The organism is Niallia taxi (assembly GCF_004005475.1).
GTDB classification, from domain to species: domain Bacteria; phylum Bacillota; class Bacilli; order Bacillales; family Cytobacillaceae; genus Niallia; species Niallia taxi.
The window spans coordinates 337691-355062 of the sequence record NZ_RZTZ01000005.1 but is presented as its reverse complement, the minus strand read 5'-3'; the positions used below and the strand labels follow the sequence as shown (position 1 = coordinate 355062).

Here is a 17372-nt window from a genome sequence, read left to right as displayed (position 1 = left end):
TGATTGGAAGTCTAAAAAACTAAAAAACCAAGCTCACCAGAGCTTGGTTTTTCACCTGTTATGAAGCTAATTTATTCTTATTATAAATATCAAACGCAACCGCAATCAGCAGCACAAGTCCTTTTATAGCCTGCTGCCAGTCGATGCCAAGACCGATGATGGACATACCGTTGTTCATGACACCCATAACAAGTCCACCGACAATCGCCCCGCCGACTGTTCCGATGCCGCCATAAGCAGATGCGCCGCCGATAAAGCAGGCTGCAATCGCATCAAGCTCGAACAGATTTCCTGCTTTTGGTGTTGCGGCATTAAGTCTTGCGGCGAAAATCAAACCAGATAAAGCTGCAAGCACACCCATGTTCACAAACACCCAGAAGGTTGCTTTTTTTGTTTTGATGCCAGAAAGACTTGCGGCCTTTTCATTGCCGCCGATCGCATAAACATGTCTGCCCATTACAGTTTTCTTCATGACAAAGCTGTAGATAATAATTAACCCAATAAGGATAAGCAGAATGGTTGGAATGCCTTCATATGTTGCTAAAACATATGTGAACACATTAATCAGCACGATAATGGCTGCTATCTTCGTAATGAAGAGTCCTTTTGAAGATACTTCAAAATCATAGCGAAGCTGGGTTTTACGATTGCGGGCTTCAATAAGCAAGTAAATGATGGAGAAAACAATGCCTGCCACAATCGTCAGCATATGCAAGGTGCTGCCGCCAAAGATATCAGGGAGAAAGCCTGAGCTGATATCCTGAAAGGACTGTGGATATGGCGCAACAGATTTGCCTTTTAAGACAAGCATCGTCAAGCCTCTGAACAAAAGCATCCCGGCAAGTGTGACGATAAAGGCGGGAATCTTGACGTATGCGACCCAAAATCCTTGCCATGCCCCGATTACAGCGCCAACTAATAAGGAAAGAATAACAGCCAAAAAGACGGGCATATCATGGTTAATAATTAAAATTCCGGAAATGGCGCCGACAAATGCAGCTACAGAGCCGACGGACAAATCGATATGACCTGTGATAATTACCAGGACCATACCGATTGCAAGGACGAGAATATAGCTGTTCTGCAAAATCAAATTGGTGATATTGAGCGGGCGTAAAAGAATGCCCTCTGTTAACACTTGAAACAGTATCATAATCAGCACTAATGCGGTAAACATTCCATATTGGCGTAAATTGCTCTGAATCAATGACAATATAGAGCCTTTATTGCGGTAATCCTCCAACGGTGTATTCACCTTAACTCCCCCTTCCTTTTTGAGACAGACGACCTTAGCTTGTAATGTATTTCATGATGCTTTCCTGTGTCGCATCTGCTGCAGCTAACTCTCCCTTGATGCTGCCCTCGTTCATAACATAAATTCTGTCACACATTCCTAACAGCTCTGGCATCTCCGAGGAAATAAGGAGGATTCCCTTTCCTTCGTCTGCGAGCTGGTTGATAATGGTGTATATTTCATACTTCGCGCCAACATCAATTCCCCTTGTCGGCTCATCAAGCATAAGAATATCTGGTTCAGCGTAAATCCACTTACTTAACACAACCTTTTGCTGATTGCCGCCGCTCAAGTTTCCCGTCTTCTGAAGGATCGACGGTGTTTTAATGTTCATCTTCTGACGATAGTTTTCCGCCTCCTTCACCTCGACATTTTCATTGAGCACACTGAACTTGGAAAGCTTGCGTAAGTTCGGCAAGGAAATATTTCGTTTAATGTCCTCAATTAAAATAAGCCCATAGTTTTTCCGATCCTCTGTTACGTAAGCAAGTCCATTTTCAATTGCTTCCGGCACATTTTTCACCGAGATTTCCTTGCCATCCTTATAAAGCTGACCAGATATTTTCGTGCCATAGGACTGTCCGAACACGCTCATTGCAAATTCCGTCCTACCTGAGCCCATTACTCCAGCAATCCCGACGATTTCTCCTCTTTTAATATGCATGCTGATATTGTCGATTACTTTTCTGTCCCCTTGCAGCACTTCCCAGTCCTTTACTTCCAAAATCGTCTCACCGATTTGCGGGGTTCTGTCTGGATAACGGTTTGTCAGCTCCCTGCCGACCATGCCCTTAATGATTCTATCCTCTGATACTTCCTCCCATTTCAGTGTTTCGATTGTTCTGCCATCGCGGATAATCGTGATACTGTCTGCGACTTTTGAGACTTCGTTCAATTTATGGGAAATCATAATGCTTGTCATACCTTCTTTTTTGAAGGAAAGAAGGAGCTGTAACAGGTTTTCACTTTCTTCTTCATTTAATGCTGCAGTAGGTTCGTCCAAAATCAGCAGCTTCACATCCTTGGAAAGTGCTTTAGCGATTTCCACAAGCTGCTGCTTGCCGACACCGATTTTGGATATGAGTGTATTCGGATTTTCAGATAAGCCGACCTTTTTCAAAAGCTCTCTTGCCTTAACAACTGTTTCATTCCAATTAATCACACCAGCTTTAGCCTGTTCATTGCCAAGGAAGATGTTTTCAGCGATCGACAGCTCTGGTATAAGCGCAAGCTCCTGATGGATAATAACAATTCCTAAGCTTTCACTGCCCTTTATATCCTTGAACATGCAGACCTCATCCTGAAAAAGAATGTCCCCTGAATAGGTACCATGTGGATATACACCGCTGAGCACCTTCATAAGCGTTGATTTTCCCGCACCATTTTCCCCGCATAATGCGTGAATTTCGCCTGCTGCAACTTTCAGGTTCACATCATCGAGTGCCTTGACACCTGGAAATTCCTTTGTGATATTCTTCATTTCCAGAATATTTTCCACGCTGTCAGCCCCCTTTCTTATCTAAAGCAGTTTCTCTTAGTTAAAGAGAAACTGCCGTTTTATGTTTATTTGTCTAGTTCAGACTCATCATAATAGCCGCTGTCGATGACAATTTCCTGGTAGTTTTCCTTATCAACAGAAACTGGCTCTAATAGATACGCAGGAACAACCTTCACGCCGTTGTCATATGTTTCTGTATCATTAACCTCAGCTTCTTCCCCATTCAAAACAGCCTCTGACATATCAACTGCTTTCTTAGCAAGCTCCCTTGTATCCTTGAAAACAGTTTGTGTCTGCTCGCCGGCAATGATGGACTTAACAGATGCTAATTCTGCGTCCTGTCCTGTTACGACCGGCAGCGGCTTATCTGCTGTTCCATAGCCAACACCTTTCAAGGAAGCGATAATCCCAATACTAATGCCATCATATGGAGACAGAACCGCATCAACTTTTTCCTTCGTATAATGAGCACTCAGCAAGTTATCCATACGGGCCTGAGCTGTCGCTCCATCCCATCTTAATGTTGCGCCTTGCTCAAACTTCGTCTGTCCGCTTTGTACAACTAATTTGCCTGAATCAATATAAGGCTGAAGGACCGACATCGCTCCATCAAAGAAGAAATAAGCATTATTATCGTCCGGTGATCCGCCGAACAGCTCGACATTAAACGGCCCCTTGCCATCCTTTAAGCCAAGCTTCTGTTCAATATAGCTGCCTTGTAGCACTCCAACTTGGAAGTTATCAAATGTTGCATAATAATCGACATACTCACTCTTTTTAATAAGACGGTCATAGGCAATTACTTCAATGTCCTGCTTATGAGCCTTTTCAAGTACATTTGTCAGTGCCTCACCATCAATTGCGGCGATAACAAGGACGTTAACACCTTTTGTAATCATGTTCTCGATTTGGGAAACCTGGTTTTCCACAACATCCTCTGCATATTGAAGGTCTACTTTATAGCCCTTTTTCTCAAACTCTTCCTTCATATACTTACCGTCACTAATCCAGCGCTCAGACGATTTCGTAGGCATGCTGACACCAACAAAGCCCTTCTCACCCTCATCACTACCGCCGCCTCCCGAACAGGCAGCCAACGCAAATAATAAAACAGCAGCTAAAATTGCAGACAACAGCTTCTTCATCCTTGAACCCCTTCCCATTTGTCTATTTCTTGGACCTTTCGTTTGGTGCTATACTTGTCTTTTTTAAAGACTGCCGAAAATAGAATACGCTTTCATTCCAAGCTTTAAAAATGGAGCTTATCTCCCCGACGAAAGCCCAATATTATTGCTATGTGCCTGAGGTTTGGAATATGCCTGTTTCTTTTTTCCGGTGTTAGCTGTGGGAAAAGGAAAAGTTGGAACTGTAAAATTAGTAGTTTTTATTGAGAGAAAAACGCTAGCAAATCCTGCTCCTATGAATCAGCAGGATTTGCTAGCGTGGGGAGTCATCTATTTATGCTATTTTTAAAAATGATTTTATGCACAGCATGCCTTACCGTTCGATGGCCCTGCTTTACACCTTTCCCAATCGCGATTAGCATGACATCTAAATACCTGTCTGGAATTTTCAATACCTTTCTTAATTGGTTTGAATCGTATCCAGACATAGTAATCGTATCTAAGCCAGCCTCACTCGCTAATAACAATAACGACATGGACGCCAGGCTTGCGTCTCTTATCAATTCAAGTTTCAAGTCTTCCTCTGTCTTGTTTGTATAATAATCAATAGCCGCACTTGCCAGAAATTCTCTAATATCGGTATTAAAATATCCCTTTTGGAAGCCCTGCTCCTGTATATTGATGATATTTTCTTTTTCAAAAGCAGTATAATCTCCAAGCACAACAATGATTGCTGAAGCCTCTACTACTTGTTGCTGATTATAAGCAATTGGCAATAAACTTTCCTTTACCTGCGGGTCATCAATGACTAAATATCGTGTTGCTTGAATATTATTGCCATTAGGTGACTTGCTTGCTCCTTCAATTAAGCCCTCCAATATAGTTTCTTCTATTTTGTAGGCTGGATCATAATGTCTTACAGAACTTCTTGCGTCTATCAACTTTCTGACACTCATTGCAATTCCTCCAAATTGTTTATTTATTACCTGAATTATAAAAGCGATAATGAAGATTGAAAATAACGCACAAAAAAGTGGGATAGCCACCTTTTCGTACCTATCAGGGAGGAGTAGAGATGAGCAAGCTTAATACAGGAATAAATATATTCATGAGTGTTGTCGGTGGAAAATGGAAATGTTTAATTCTCTATTTTCTTAATCTGCAGCCAAGAAGAACAAAGGATTTTTATACACTAATGCCAACCATTACACAAAAGGTACTAACAGAGCAGTTAAAGCAGTTAGAAGAAGCAGGTCTTGTGAAAAGAGAAGTATATAAAGAAATCCCGCCAAAAGTAGAATATAGTTTAACCAAGTTAGGGCTTACCTTTGTACCTGTTCTAAATACGATGTGCGACTGGGGAAACAGTTACGCTGTCACTCAAGATATAGAAACGAACGACAACTATTGCTGTCATGATAAAACTACTTAAACCGTACCAGCTCTCTCTTGTGAGTTGGGCTTTTACTTATGCTTATCCTAGCAGTCTCAAATTTGAATAAGCTTGTTTCACTCTTGAAATCGTCCCACCAATTTATTGTATTAATATGGTAATATCCATATATAAATTCGATTAAGGAGGTAACATGAGCGAACAAACAAAAAAAGAGATTTACGCATGGGCAAAATCAATCGTATTTTGCTTTTTACTAGTATTCATCTGCCGTCAGTTTGTATTTACCCCAATCATCGTGGACGGGAAATCAATGATGCCAACATTAGAAAACAATAACCGCATTCTAGTTAACAAAATAACCAGCATCGACCGCTTTGATGTGATTGTTTTCCATTCTCCTGTTTCAAGTGCTTACTATATCAAAAGAGTCATTGGATTATCAGGAGACAATATTGAAGTCAAAGACGATTCCTTATATGTTAATGGGAAAAAATATGATGAGCCGTATTTGCAGGCAAATAAAGAGATTCTCGCAGAGGGCCATTTAACTGCCGATTTAAAAGAAACTGTTCCGGAAGGATACTTGTATGTGATGGGAGATAACCGCCTTAAAAGCAATGACAGCCGCAGGTTCGGATTTATTTTAAAAGAGGATGTTGTCGGTAAAGCAGCACTTCGGTTTTATCCTTTTGATCAGATGAAAGTGATAAACGAATAAAGGAAAGTTACGACAAGAAAAGTGAATTTTTAGGGGTGTTTGCTTAAATCATCCCTTTTTGTAATGCCAAAAATATACTGTGGAGGAAATGAAAATAGCCTGTTAAAAGCTGTCATCGTTTTTATTTATGCCTTTTTTCTATACAGCATTCCATTAATGAAAAGCAATAATCCTAATACGATTGACATGATTAGTGTTGCTCTATTAATTTCAAGCTATGCCACAATTGCGATTGCATCCATTAGTAAAATGATGATCGCTAAAACAAATGAAAAATTACTTGTACCTTCATCCTTCATTTTTTAACAATACTCCTCATCCTAAAACCCTTATATTCCCAAATTATACCATACTAATTGATTTCCCCTCAAAACAAACCCACAGCTTTTTTCATATTCTTAACAGTATTGAACAAACTATTAACAATTATTATTGCTTTCCAGGTACGAAGGGAGAGAATTCCGATAAAAAAGGTGAGTAGATGGGTTATGATAATTGTTATTTTTTATTTATTGTATAGCGTTATATTCGCTATTGTTATTTTTAAATTTAATCACCCACAGGTTAGTAACGACTATAAGGAACAGCATAAAGTAGAAAGATTTTATGGCAAGGAAGAGTCACAGGATCGGGTGATTTTATTAGAAGAAAAAACCTTTGCCGGTTATGCCCGTGTCAATTTAATGGAAAATGCTCAGGAGTCTATTGATGTTGCTTATTATGCAATTCATAAAGGCTATATTACCGATTTAATATTAGGGATGATCTTGGATGCGGCAGACCGCGGGGTTAAGGTCAGAATTCTTTTGGATGGGTTTTCTCATGGTCTTCGCTTTAGTTTAAAGGATGATCAATATGCGCTTATCAATCATCCAAATGTGGAGCTGAAATTTTACGAACCACTAAATGTTTTAAAGCCGTGGACGTGGAATAATCGGTTTCATGATAAATTACTTATTATTGATCATAAGTATGCGGTTATCGGCGGCAGAAATATCGGCAATCGCTATTTCGTTCAGGAGGGTGAGAAAAACCCGACAAATGACCGGGATGTGCTAATTATTAATACGGAGCCAGAAACAGCCGAAGGCAGTGTTTTGAAGCAAATGGAATCCTATTTTGATGAGGTTTGGAATAATCCAATTGTAATGCCTCCTTATAACAAGCTATCATCACGTCAACAAGCGAAAGCAAAGGAAGCTAACAAGCAATTAAAACAGAAGCTCGATGATTTGCGTAATACAGATAAAAAAATATTCAATAACTATTATGATTGGGTGAGTATGTCATTGCCTGCAAAAAAAATCACCTTTATTCATAATCCGATCCAAAGATTTAATAAGGAGCCTTGGGTATGGTATGATTTAACAAATCTCATGAAAAAGACGAAAAACTCGTTAGTTATTCAAAGCCCATATGTGATTCCGACAAAACCGATGCTTCCTTATCTCAATAACTTACAGATACCTGCAGACAAGATAACCGTGTTAACAAACTCGTTAGCATCAACAGCCAATGTTATGGCCTATTCAGGGCATATTAAACATATTAACGCAATGGTAACAAAGAATGTGAACGTTTATGAATACCAAGGGACTGACTCTATTCATGCCAAAACATTTATCTTTGACGATCAAGTGAGTGCGATTGGTGCCTTTAATATGGATTCACGGTCGACATTTTTAAATACTGAGTCCATGGTCATCATTGACAGTCCAGAGTTTACCGAAAAGCTCAAAACAGAAATGAACCACTATTTCAAGCATAGCTTGAAGGTAGCACGAGATCAATCGTACGAGAAGAACCCTGACTTAAAACCAGGCAAGGTAAGCTGGATTAAAACATATGGTGTGAAGGGACTATCCTATATAACTGGGTTATTTCAGCATTTATTATAAAAAGGCTGACTTTGTATATAAAAAAGAGCTTAGGCAAGTTTACCTAAGCTCTTACTTCTTTATTACTTACCTCTTCAACAACAGCTCATCTCGAACTCTCTCTTCATTCTTTTCATACTTCTTATAATTCATCATAATAATTGCCCCGACAATAAAGAAGATTGCTGGCAGCCACGTGAAGCAGAATTTGATTGCTGCAAGTGAGCTTGCTGTTTGTGTTGCATTTGCGACATAGCCTGCTTTATCCATAATGATGGATGGGATGAAGCTGCCAAGGCCTGCTCCGATTTTGATACAAAAGGAGCTGCCGATCGCTGTCAGGAAGCCGCTGGCGCGGATGCCTGTTTTCCACTCACCATAGTCAACAGTGTCTGACAGCATCGCAAATGGTAATGTCACGGCAATACCTGTTCCAAGTGAAGCAATTACCCACCCGAGGATAATCATCGACGTGCTTGCCCCTGCAAAGGCAATGATTATTTGGCCAATTGCAGCAATTACGAAGCCTAGTATTTGTGTGTGCGTTTTCAAAAATCTCTTTACGATAAATGGAATAATCGTGATAGAAATCATCTGGAACACAACAAGGCCGTTTAAGATGGATGCCAGGCTTTTATGATCTAAATTATATTGCGAATAATAGATCAATGTTGATGTTCTTGATGTATTGCCCAACCAATAAAAGATGAAGGAAAGAACTAAAGTAATCCAAGGCCAATTCCCTTTAACTGCTCGGAAGCTTTGGCGAATTGGGATTGATTTAATGCTTTTCGTATTGATTTCTCTCGTACCAGAGAAGGCAAACAGCATAAGTGCAATACCAATAACTGCATAGATGGCAACCGTTACTTGAAACCCTAATTTATCGTTGCCGTTCCCGAAAAATGCTACAAGTGGCAATGTGAAGGATGCTGTGATTAAATAGCCAATCATTCCACCATTGCTGCGCCATGAATTTAAACGGACACGTTCATTAGAGTTATTCGTTAAATTCGGCAGGATTGCCGTAATCGGCGTGGCAATTCCTGTGTAAACAATCCCCATTAAAATGTACGTAACTAACGCATAAATGACTTTTGCACTTGCTGATAGGTCTGGAGCTAAAAAGGTTAAAAAGAATATTACGCCAAATGGGATTGCCAGCCAGAGCCAATATGGACGGTTTTTACCCCATTTTGTATTAGTATGGTCAATGATTAATCCCCAAATCGGCGCATCAAGGGCATCAAAAATCCGGGCAACAAGCAAAATAGTTCCTGTTGCAGCAATAGATATTCCAAAAACATCTGTATAAAAGTACATGATAAAGCTAGTTAATGTACAATATAGCAAATTTCCGGCAGTATCTGTACTTGCATATGCCAAAACTCGTTTTAAAGGCATTTTTGAGTTATTATCGTCTACCTTGTTGTCTTGTAGCTGTTTAGCAGTGCTGCTTTCTACCATTTCTCTCACTCCCTAGTCAGTAATTGTTCTTTCGGCCTAAACTTGCCATTTGTAAACAAAACCTGTGGAACTAGTTGCCCGTTTTCTGAAATGAAGTGTATCTCTTTGTCATAAAAATGATATTCTGTTGGAATGGGAGCATAGCTTGTAATTAACAGCCCTGCTTCTGTTTCTTCGATTGAGCCATTCACAACAGCGATTTTGCCATTTTCCTCATATAAGAACGTCTTTTTGCCAAAACCATCTAAATAAGCAACAAGCTCCTCACCCATATCCCAATCTGCTGTTTCCTCTTCCTTTGTGAATAGACGGGTAAAGATACCGCCATCTCGAAAGAAGGTTGATTGCCCAAAGCGGTTGCGCGATAAATCTGGTCTGTTTACATGAGGACCAGCAATGCTGTAAGTGGAAGCAGCTTCCCCACTATTCAGCTTCGTATCTGTTGCCTTTGCATTTGTGTCATAGCAATACAAAATTCCAATTGTCGCCCGATATGCAGCCTTTAAGTATCTCGTATCATGCAGCTCTTCGTAAGCTTTAAGGCAAGCAGCAGCTGTTACCCCGCCCCAAAGGGAATGGATCATATAAGATAATGCTTCCCACCAGCGATCAGGACTTTGAGCGCGGAAGTCATTAGAAAAGCCTATGTTGGCAAGAACTAATTCTCCGTATCTGTTGGCAGCATCCTGATGATGTGTGCTTGCTAAAGCTCCTGTTGCCGGACCAAAGCCAGCATTATCGTAAAAATGCTCTGTTACTGCCGCTTTATAGGTGGAACTGTCCTGCGCTACCGTTTGGGCGATTTTAGACCAAAGAGAATGAATTTCTTCGTATTTCGCTGTTAAACCGCGACTTTTAAGCTGTTCCAATAATTCGTCGATATATAAGAAAAACACGCCTAGCATTTGGGCTTCTTCTTTTCCTCTTGGAGTCTCGTGCAGATTTGGGTTAACTCGTAATGAAAATACATCTGCGGCCCAGGCTAAATAGGTATCTGGCTTATGCAGCTGCAATACGTCCTCATCGAATTGAGAAAGAAGGTAAAACACATGCGCAATATACTCAAAATCCATACAGCGGTAGAAGTCGCCATACAAATTAACCGGCTTTGTGAAATCCCCATTTTCAAACCACTTTTGGCGAATATAATGGACACAGCTTTCTTCCACCTGCTGTACTTCCTTGCCATTCAGACTGCCGAGCAGGTTATTCTTCAGCACTAAGCTCAATTTTCCTAAAGACTCACCTTGATTAGAAATGGGTGAGTAGCTGTATGGATTTTCGCTGTCAGCGCCATTAAATAACTGATTACTAATATAGCGGGAACGATTTTCGATGATTGTTTTGATTGGTTCCATTACATTCAGGATAATGCTGTCCAAATACTGATCATCTACTTCAATCGTGATTTTATGTTCACCGGCATCACGGAAAAGAAGCTTAGCATTGTATCCCTGTTTCGTTTTTTTCATTTTGCCGACAATATTGACCTTTTTTCTGTTTCCGTATTTATCCAAATGCTCAACAAACGCATCTGTTACATATTTAGTTGCTGGTAGCTGCACCGCAAAATCATAATACTTGCCTGCTATGGCAAGGGGCTGGAATTCAAAGACAGGATGATTGTATTTTGTTTTACCAATTTCGTAGAAGTCCTGCTGATCTTTAAAAGACTCCAGCTTGTATTCCCATTCCTTCTCACCGAAGCCTGCAAGCGTAAAGCCAGCCTTGTTGTATAACCAATCCGCATTTTCAAAGCCATCTGGATAGCCGCCTGCCAAAATCAGCTGGTGGAATAAAAGACCATCCAAGGACGGGGAAACGCTTTCAAAAAAGAGATTATGATAAGCACAATACGTTCCGACAGATAATGTTTGCCCTTTCGTTTGGTACATCCCTAAATGCGGTGCCTCGTTGCTTCTGCGCACACATGCCAGCTTCGTATAATCATTCGAAATAGAGGGATAAACAGCAGCAGAATGATTTGTTTGCATATCCAGATCATTCATCTTGTACATAACATAGGAAAAGGACGACCAGATCGCAAAGTCTGTGATAGTCACTTCCTTCTCTTGACGGTTTTTCATCGTTATATTCCAAGTCAGATTATCCTCAGCCTGCTTTAAATCGTATGTCATATTGACTTCTACTTGTTTAAAGGTGTATGTGACTGTAATTATGGCCTCGTCTTTCCTAACCATTGGTGCTGTATCCGCATTTGTTAGTCTTTTTCCATCAACGACAACAGAAAAATTTCCGAACAGCTTATCTTGTTCTTCATATCCACTTTGCTTGAGATAGCTAGCATCAATAACCCAGTTCATTTTATGTGTATCTTCTTTTAAGATTAAATTTGTTAAATTTCCACTCGGTGAAACTTGTAAGGTGAATCTTTTATTCTCCAAGGAAATACCTCCTTTTTTAATAATTTAACTGAAGCAAAATGAAGATTTTGAAGGTATAATTAATTGTAAACGCTTGCTTTTGTTAGTGCTCTTAAAATATAACAAAATAAATTTAAGATGAACATAAAGGATTCTAATCAATTTTTAAGATATTTCACTCCCTTTTATATGGGAATTAATTGAATTACTGAGGTGATAATGGTGGAAATCGTTTCAATAGCAGTGCCTCCCTTTCCAATTTTTATCGAAGGCAATATCACTACATATGAGAAAGGAACAAACCATCCGGATCGAAGCGATTTAGAGTACTTCGATATTATTCTTGTGCGGAAAGGCCGTCTTTGCTTAACAGAGGACAATAAGGAGTTTATTATCAATAAAAATGAAATGTTTATCCTGCTGCCTTTCAAACACCATTTTTCCACAATCCCGACAGAGGAAGACACAGAGTTTTATTGGCTGCATTTCTATACAAACAGCTATTATACAGAGGAAGGCCAACCGCGGAAGCTAGAATCGACCATTCCTATTCCAGCATTGCATTTTCATAATCACAGCTATACATTGCATCTGCAAAAGCAGTGCAGACTCGTTGATTATGATGAAATTTATAAAAAAATAGACCAGCTGTTAGCGGCCACTACGAAGGAAAATAAGGATTTATCCTTTTGGGATATCCAGATAAGCTTCTTTTCTCTTATTAATCTCTTAGAATCGCAAGGCATGGCAAAGGACAGCGGCTATATCATTTCCGAAAAGGTTGCCCAATATATAAGAGATCACTATAACCAGCCAATAACAAGCACGATACTAGCTAAGGAATTCAATGTTCATGAAAATACGATCGCTAAGTATATGAAAAAATTCTACAAAGTAACTGCACTTGAATATTTAAACACGTACCGGTTAGAGCAAGCCCGCATTCTATTATTAAAAACAGATAACCCGATTCAAACTGTCGCAGAACAATGTGGCTTCAGCTTTGGCCCTTATTTCTCCAGTGCTTTTAAAAAGACTTATGGCATTTCGCCGTTAAATTATCGGAAGAGGCATATGGGGAGGGAGAAATGAGGCTAGACTCTGATAAAAAAGGTGCACTCCATTCACTAAAGTGCACCCCATTTTATTTCTCTATTTTCAATGTTATCGGCTGATTTTCTGCCATCTCCGCCTTATAAAGAACAATATCCCCCTCCATTGGTAGCGATGCATTTGAATTTCTCTTAAAGTTCTCCGCTAAAGCGATTGTCCAGACTGCTTGATCATCCTTTGTCAGCACAACGGCAAGTGTGCCAAATTGAACAATATTCCCCCATTCAAACTGGTCTGTTATCCCGTTTTCTTTTATGGATATTCCTTCTGTGTTACTGATAACCTGAACATTTTCGCCTTGCCAGCTGCCGTGAATTTCAGCTCCAACATGATAATAGCCTCTGCACACTCTCTTTACATTTCAAGCACAGTTAGCCCCAGCCAAGCGCGCATAAAGTAACGATTTCTGTTTTATTTTCATAAGTCTAATACCTCACCATATCGACATAGAGAGAAGTATTAAACCACTCCAATTATACTATTTATTACATCATCGGTACCTTGGTCAGTTTAATTTCCCTTCAATTAAATGGAGCTTTTCACCTTAACCTGAAAATTCCCAATTCCCTATTTCAATATGTGATAATATAAAGACTATACTTATTAATTAGAATAAGTTAGGTCGATTCTATCCGAAGGAGTTGAGCTATATGTTTTTTAAAGAAGACAAAAATTTCGACAGACCTAGTTTTAACATCGCATGTTATACTACCTTTATATATTGGGCATTGCTTTTATTTATTAATGTTATTTTAGAAGGAAATGAGAAAAGTACAATAAGTTCCTTGTTCATACTTTTATCCGGTGTAATGCTTTTGTTTATTAGTGAAAAAGTAACTAAACTTATTAGAAAAAGGAAGGTTCACTAAATGAACCTTCCTTTTTTATCATTGGGACTTACAAAAATAAGTATTAGTAGCACCCGTTCCTGCTTTGATAATTATAATCCCTTTACTTTTCTTATTACATTTATCAAGAATAGCTATACCTAATGCAGGGATAGCAACTAAAAATGCTGTCAATACTGTAGGACTTTTACTCCAGACTTTAGCTACAGCAGCTGCAATGCCCCAAAACCCAGCATTATAAGCTACATTTTTTTTAAGTTCCTTTAATTTGGAATTACTAATTTTATATTCTTTATAAGTAATTCCGCCAATACGCCCCTCCTTTTTGCTTCTTGGATTTTCCTTTTCAATCTCATTTATATAGTTTGCCAATACCATTTGGGGGTTTTCTATAAAGTCTTGACTATTTTCATATTCTTTGATGTAATCATAAAAGTTTCTTGCATTTTCACTTAATAGACTTACCTCATTCTCACTAATCGAAGACATCTTGTGAAGTCCCACAGGCAGAGAGTACAGATGAAATAATCAATAAAAAACAGATACCTATCTTTAATCTAAAGTTACTTAACATGATAACCACCGTTCTATCTATTATTAATAATATAAGGTGAAAAAGAATGTATACAAATCTGTTAAAACTACAAGGAATATACGAATACAAGATTATGATTATAGTATAACTGAAAATCGAACAATATTTTCCATAAAAAAGAGCTGCCACGAGCAGCTCAAGCCTTCTATCTTCTACTATTCTGTTCCACCCAGCAGTTCAATCTCCGAGCGTCTGACAAGCTCTACCGTATAGCTGTACTGCTGAAGATCCTTTATTTCCAGGAAACCGGAGTTATATATATGTATGATTCGGTATTTTCTCCCTTTATATTTGACCTTTTTTCCCAACAGCATATGGTAAACCTCCTACTTAAAATGAGACTAGCGAATCATGAAAATTCTACAAACTTATCAATGCTCAAACGGCAGCCCTGCTGCCTTGACGATCGGATTGTCTAAGGATTGAGATAGGTTTCCAAGTGGTGAGATCAATAGACCAAACAACAAAATGGCTGCAAATAGTTTTTTCATAAGATCACCCTCATCTTTCGCTTTTTTCACAGTATACGTCACTCTTCATACACTTGCGTTTCCGATGAGAGCACTTATCAATCTATATGCTATAATTAAAGGCAGAAAAGCTAGATTTCCCTCAAAAAATATAAAATTTTTTATAAAATGGTGAGAATGATGGTAGAGTTGAACGCTAAAGCACTTGGGGCAGAAATTAAAAGACTGCGGAAAATGAATAAGATTTCTCAGGCACAGCTGGCAGACGGAATTTGCACACAGGCGACAATCAGCGGAATTGAAGCTGGCAGGGGCTATCCAGGGGTGGATATTCTATATATTATTTCTATTCGCCTGAAGGTATCACTAGAATACTTATACAAGATTCTTGTAAATGATGCCGAGGATTATATAAAGGAAACAGAAGAGCTTTTGGAAAATTTAATGAAACAAAAAAATTATCAAGAAGCATTCGAAATATGTCAAAGTGAACGAAAGCAAGGAAGCAGGCAGCTCGGCTATAAATTCGAGCAGCTCATTGCATGGGTACATATCGTTTCTGGCTATTATCTAGAAAAATACGATTATCCCACTGCTATCAAGGAGCTCGAAAATCTTCTCGATGATGATCATCCCCTCTTCGGACAAGACTTTATCGATTTCCGCATTCAAAACAGCATCGCGATCATCTACGCTGAAAACAATCTGTTCCAGAAAAGCTTACGGCAATACAAAAAAATTCTTACCTATAAGGAATTCTTAAAACAACAGCATAAATTCCAAATCAAGCTTCATTATAATATATCGAAATTATTCTTTCTACAGAAAGAATATACGCTGTCATTAGAGCATGCTGATCTCGGTATCGCCCTTGGCAAGCAGAAGGAAGACATATCAATGACAGGCCAGCTTTACTTCCAGCGCGGAGAATGCCTTGAAGTATTATCAGGAGATATAATGAAAGCAATCGACTCATACAGAAGGTCCATGTTCATCTTCGAACTGCTCGGAAACGAACAATATGTGAAGATGGTGAAGGAGCAGAAACGCGAGATATTTGCGCCTGTTTAAGCTCGGAAGCACCGCCTTCTTTCCACAAAAAGAAGCCTTCCCAACTGCTTGGGAAGGCTTTTTATTATCCTTTAAAATAATGGTCCAATCCGCTGACCCATATTGGCACCATCTTTGCGACAAGCTCTTCTGCCGATATTTTTCTGCCTTCCTTGTTCCAGGAATAGCTTGCTCCGTATATCCCCCAGCTCAATGTGGTAGCAATCGCAATATGCTCTTCCTTCGGATTTTCTTCATGCTCCAACAAATGGAGAATCACATCATGAACTGCTTCAATCATTTTGTTCTGGAAGTGATCGCCGAGAGATTCATAGTTTTTGGCACATTGGCCGCTTAATTCTTGATGGTATTGGCACATAACGTAAAACAAACTGCTCAGTGAATTTTCGTTGAACACGGCGTGACAAGATAGACGCTGGTGCAGCGTTTCTCTAAAACCATCCAGTAATGTCAGATCCAGCAGCTCATATTTATCAAGGAAATGCGCATAGAAGGTTGCCCTATTGATGGTTGCCTTTTCCGTGATATCCTTGACCGTTATGTCTTTGAAATCCTTCTCCTGTATCAAAACAGTAAAAGCATCCAATATAAGCTGTCTCGTCCTAAGTACTCGTGGGTCGCTTTTTGCTACGGTCGTTTCCATTTATTCACCTCCATATGTATGTAAATGTTCTATATATTGAACTAAACGACATTTATCGACATTTGTTGTTTAGGCTACATATCAATAATAATGACGATTGCTACTAGTATAATTATATTCTATCATAAAGTAAGCAACACATGTTGTTTAACCAATATGAGTTTAACTAAAACTGCTAGAAATATATAAAATTTAAAATAGGGGTGTTTTAAGAATGGCAAACGTATTATTCGTAAAAGCAAACTCTCGTCCTGCTGATCAAGCAGTGAGCGTTCAATTGTATGATGCTTTCTTGCAAAGCTACAAAGAAACTCACAAAGAAGATACAATCACTGAATTGGATCTTTTCGAAGCAAACCTACCATACTTGGACAACGACAAAATCAACGGTATGTTCAAGCTTGCTAGAGGTATGGAATTAACAGAAGGCGAAAAAGCTGCAACTGACCTTGTAACTAAATACTTGGATCAATTCCTTGCTGCTGATAAAGTAGTATTCGGTTTCCCATTGTGGAACTTCACTGTGCCTGCAGTATTGCACACATACCTTGACTACTTGAGCCAAGCAGGCAAAACTTTCCGTTACACTGCTGAAGGTCCAGAAGGACTTGTTGGCGACAAAAAAGTTATGCTATTGAACGCTGCTGGCGGCGTTTACTCTGAAGGACCTGCTGCTTCTGTTGAATTAGCAGTTCGTTACGTAAAAACAATCCTTGGATTCTGGGGCGTACAAAATCCTGAAACAATCATCATTGAAGGACACAACCAAAACCCAGACCAAGCTGCAGAAATCATTGCTGCTGGTGTTACTAAAGCTGCAACTGCTGCTGCATCATTCTAATATTACAAGGGCTGCTGTATTGCAGCCCTTTTT

Annotated in this window: 17 protein-coding genes; 7 read left to right on the top strand and 10 right to left on the bottom strand. The window is 39.2% G+C overall.

What is annotated here, in order from left to right; translation table 11 throughout:
- Positions 1-58: 58 nt before the first annotated feature.
- The 4 genes from mmsB to EM808_RS15460 all read right to left on the bottom strand — a co-directional run bounded on the left by mmsB (position 59) and on the right by EM808_RS15460 (position 4872).
- The gene (gene mmsB / locus EM808_RS15475) at positions 59-1255 is read right to left on the bottom strand and encodes a multiple monosaccharide ABC transporter permease (protein ID WP_259347118.1); all 1197 of its coding nucleotides are present in this window, start codon (positions 1253-1255) and stop codon (positions 59-61) included.
- 34 nt (positions 1256-1289) lie between these two features.
- A complete protein-coding gene (gene mmsA / locus EM808_RS15470) occupies positions 1290-2774 on the bottom strand; it encodes a multiple monosaccharide ABC transporter ATP-binding protein (RefSeq protein ID WP_127739140.1) in 1485 nt (494 codons plus the stop codon).
- Between the two features lie 83 nt (positions 2775-2857).
- Positions 2858-3937 (bottom strand): multiple monosaccharide ABC transporter substrate-binding protein, encoded by a 1080-nt coding sequence (gene chvE / locus EM808_RS15465; protein ID WP_127739096.1) that lies wholly within the window; start codon positions 3935-3937, stop codon positions 2858-2860.
- 305 nt (positions 3938-4242) lie between these two features.
- Positions 4243-4872 carry a nitroreductase family protein gene (locus tag EM808_RS15460; RefSeq protein WP_127739095.1) on the bottom strand — a complete coding sequence of 210 codons (630 nt, stop codon included), beginning with the start codon at positions 4870-4872 and terminating at the stop codon, positions 4243-4245.
- 119 nt (positions 4873-4991) lie between these two features.
- Between EM808_RS15460 and EM808_RS15455 the strand changes: the two genes are divergently transcribed.
- From EM808_RS15455 to EM808_RS15440, 4 genes are all read left to right on the top strand, one after another.
- The gene (locus EM808_RS15455) at positions 4992-5348 is read left to right on the top strand and encodes a winged helix-turn-helix transcriptional regulator (protein ID WP_127739094.1); all 357 of its coding nucleotides are present in this window, start codon (positions 4992-4994) and stop codon (positions 5346-5348) included.
- A gap of 154 nt (positions 5349-5502) precedes the next feature.
- Positions 5503-6030, top strand: coding sequence for a signal peptidase I (gene lepB, locus EM808_RS15450; RefSeq protein WP_127739093.1), 528 nt, complete (start codon positions 5503-5505; stop codon positions 6028-6030).
- A 39-nt stretch (positions 6031-6069) separates the two neighbouring features.
- On the top strand, positions 6070-6336 hold the full coding sequence (locus EM808_RS15445; RefSeq protein ID WP_127739092.1) for a hypothetical protein: 267 nt from the start codon (positions 6070-6072) through the stop codon (positions 6334-6336).
- Between the two features lie 182 nt (positions 6337-6518).
- Positions 6519-7928 (top strand): phospholipase D-like domain-containing protein, encoded by a 1410-nt coding sequence (locus EM808_RS15440; protein WP_127739091.1) that lies wholly within the window; start codon positions 6519-6521, stop codon positions 7926-7928.
- Between the two features lie 66 nt (positions 7929-7994).
- On the opposite strand, the gene EM808_RS15435 is transcribed toward EM808_RS15440, so the two are convergent.
- Both EM808_RS15435 and EM808_RS15430 read right to left on the bottom strand, forming a co-directional pair.
- Entirely contained in the window at positions 7995-9374 is a 1380-nt protein-coding gene (locus tag EM808_RS15435; RefSeq protein WP_127739090.1) for a glycoside-pentoside-hexuronide (GPH):cation symporter, read from the bottom strand.
- 5 nt (positions 9375-9379) lie between these two features.
- Positions 9380-11779 (bottom strand): hypothetical protein, encoded by a 2400-nt coding sequence (locus tag EM808_RS15430; protein WP_127739089.1) that lies wholly within the window; start codon positions 11777-11779, stop codon positions 9380-9382.
- Between the two features lie 201 nt (positions 11780-11980).
- On the opposite strand from EM808_RS15430, the gene EM808_RS15425 reads away from it, so the two are divergent.
- Complete coding sequence (locus EM808_RS15425) at positions 11981-12850, top strand: AraC family transcriptional regulator (protein ID WP_164849675.1); 870 nt, start codon at positions 11981-11983, stop codon at positions 12848-12850.
- A 52-nt stretch (positions 12851-12902) separates the two neighbouring features.
- On the opposite strand, the gene EM808_RS15420 is transcribed toward EM808_RS15425, so the two are convergent.
- The 3 genes from EM808_RS15420 to EM808_RS28620 form a co-directional block, all read right to left on the bottom strand.
- A complete protein-coding gene (locus EM808_RS15420) occupies positions 12903-13220 on the bottom strand; it encodes a hypothetical protein (protein ID WP_127739087.1) in 318 nt (105 codons plus the stop codon).
- Between the two features lie 538 nt (positions 13221-13758).
- Positions 13759-14208 (bottom strand): hypothetical protein, encoded by a 450-nt coding sequence (locus EM808_RS15410; protein ID WP_127739085.1) that lies wholly within the window; start codon positions 14206-14208, stop codon positions 13759-13761.
- A gap of 261 nt (positions 14209-14469) precedes the next feature.
- Positions 14470-14628 (bottom strand): hypothetical protein, encoded by a 159-nt coding sequence (locus EM808_RS28620; protein WP_164849674.1) that lies wholly within the window; start codon positions 14626-14628, stop codon positions 14470-14472.
- 336 nt (positions 14629-14964) lie between these two features.
- Between EM808_RS28620 and EM808_RS15405 the strand changes: the two genes are divergently transcribed.
- Positions 14965-15855: a helix-turn-helix domain-containing protein gene (locus tag EM808_RS15405; RefSeq protein WP_164849673.1), complete on the top strand. Its 891-nt coding sequence runs from the start codon at positions 14965-14967 to the stop codon at positions 15853-15855.
- 64 nt (positions 15856-15919) lie between these two features.
- On the opposite strand, the gene EM808_RS15400 is transcribed toward EM808_RS15405, so the two are convergent.
- Positions 15920-16498, bottom strand: coding sequence for a TetR family transcriptional regulator (locus EM808_RS15400; RefSeq protein ID WP_127739083.1), 579 nt, complete (start codon positions 16496-16498; stop codon positions 15920-15922).
- Between the two features lie 214 nt (positions 16499-16712).
- On the opposite strand from EM808_RS15400, the gene EM808_RS15395 reads away from it, so the two are divergent.
- Positions 16713-17339, top strand: a complete 627-nt coding sequence (locus EM808_RS15395) for an FMN-dependent NADH-azoreductase (RefSeq protein ID WP_127739082.1) — start codon at positions 16713-16715, stop codon at positions 17337-17339.
- Positions 17340-17372 lie beyond the last annotated feature (33 nt).

Excerpts from the sequence above, each read along its gene's own strand:
- EM808_RS15400 (WP_127739083.1), bottom strand. The coding sequence starts at position 16,498 with ATGGAAACGACCGTAGCAAAAAGCGACCCACGAGTACTTAGGACGAGA.
- EM808_RS15395 (WP_127739082.1), top strand. The coding sequence starts at position 16,713 with ATGGCAAACGTATTATTCGTAAAAGCAAACTCTCGTCCTGCTGATCAA.
- EM808_RS15455 (WP_127739094.1), top strand. The coding sequence starts at position 4,992 with ATGAGCAAGCTTAATACAGGAATAAATATATTCATGAGTGTTGTCGGT.
- lepB (WP_127739093.1), top strand. The coding sequence starts at position 5,503 with ATGAGCGAACAAACAAAAAAAGAGATTTACGCATGGGCAAAATCAATC.
- EM808_RS15440 (WP_127739091.1), top strand. The coding sequence starts at position 6,519 with ATGATAATTGTTATTTTTTATTTATTGTATAGCGTTATATTCGCTATT.
- mmsA (WP_127739140.1), bottom strand. The coding sequence starts at position 2,774 with ATGAAGAATATCACAAAGGAATTTCCAGGTGTCAAGGCACTCGATGAT.
- EM808_RS15435 (WP_127739090.1), bottom strand. The coding sequence starts at position 9,374 with ATGGTAGAAAGCAGCACTGCTAAACAGCTACAAGACAACAAGGTAGAC.
- EM808_RS15460 (WP_127739095.1), bottom strand. The coding sequence starts at position 4,872 with ATGAGTGTCAGAAAGTTGATAGACGCAAGAAGTTCTGTAAGACATTAT.
- chvE (WP_127739096.1), bottom strand. The coding sequence starts at position 3,937 with ATGAAGAAGCTGTTGTCTGCAATTTTAGCTGCTGTTTTATTATTTGCG.
- EM808_RS15405 (WP_164849673.1), top strand. The coding sequence starts at position 14,965 with ATGGTAGAGTTGAACGCTAAAGCACTTGGGGCAGAAATTAAAAGACTG.
- EM808_RS15410 (WP_127739085.1), bottom strand. The coding sequence starts at position 14,208 with ATGTCTTCGATTAGTGAGAATGAGGTAAGTCTATTAAGTGAAAATGCA.
- EM808_RS28620 (WP_164849674.1), bottom strand. The coding sequence starts at position 14,628 with ATGCTGTTGGGAAAAAAGGTCAAATATAAAGGGAGAAAATACCGAATC.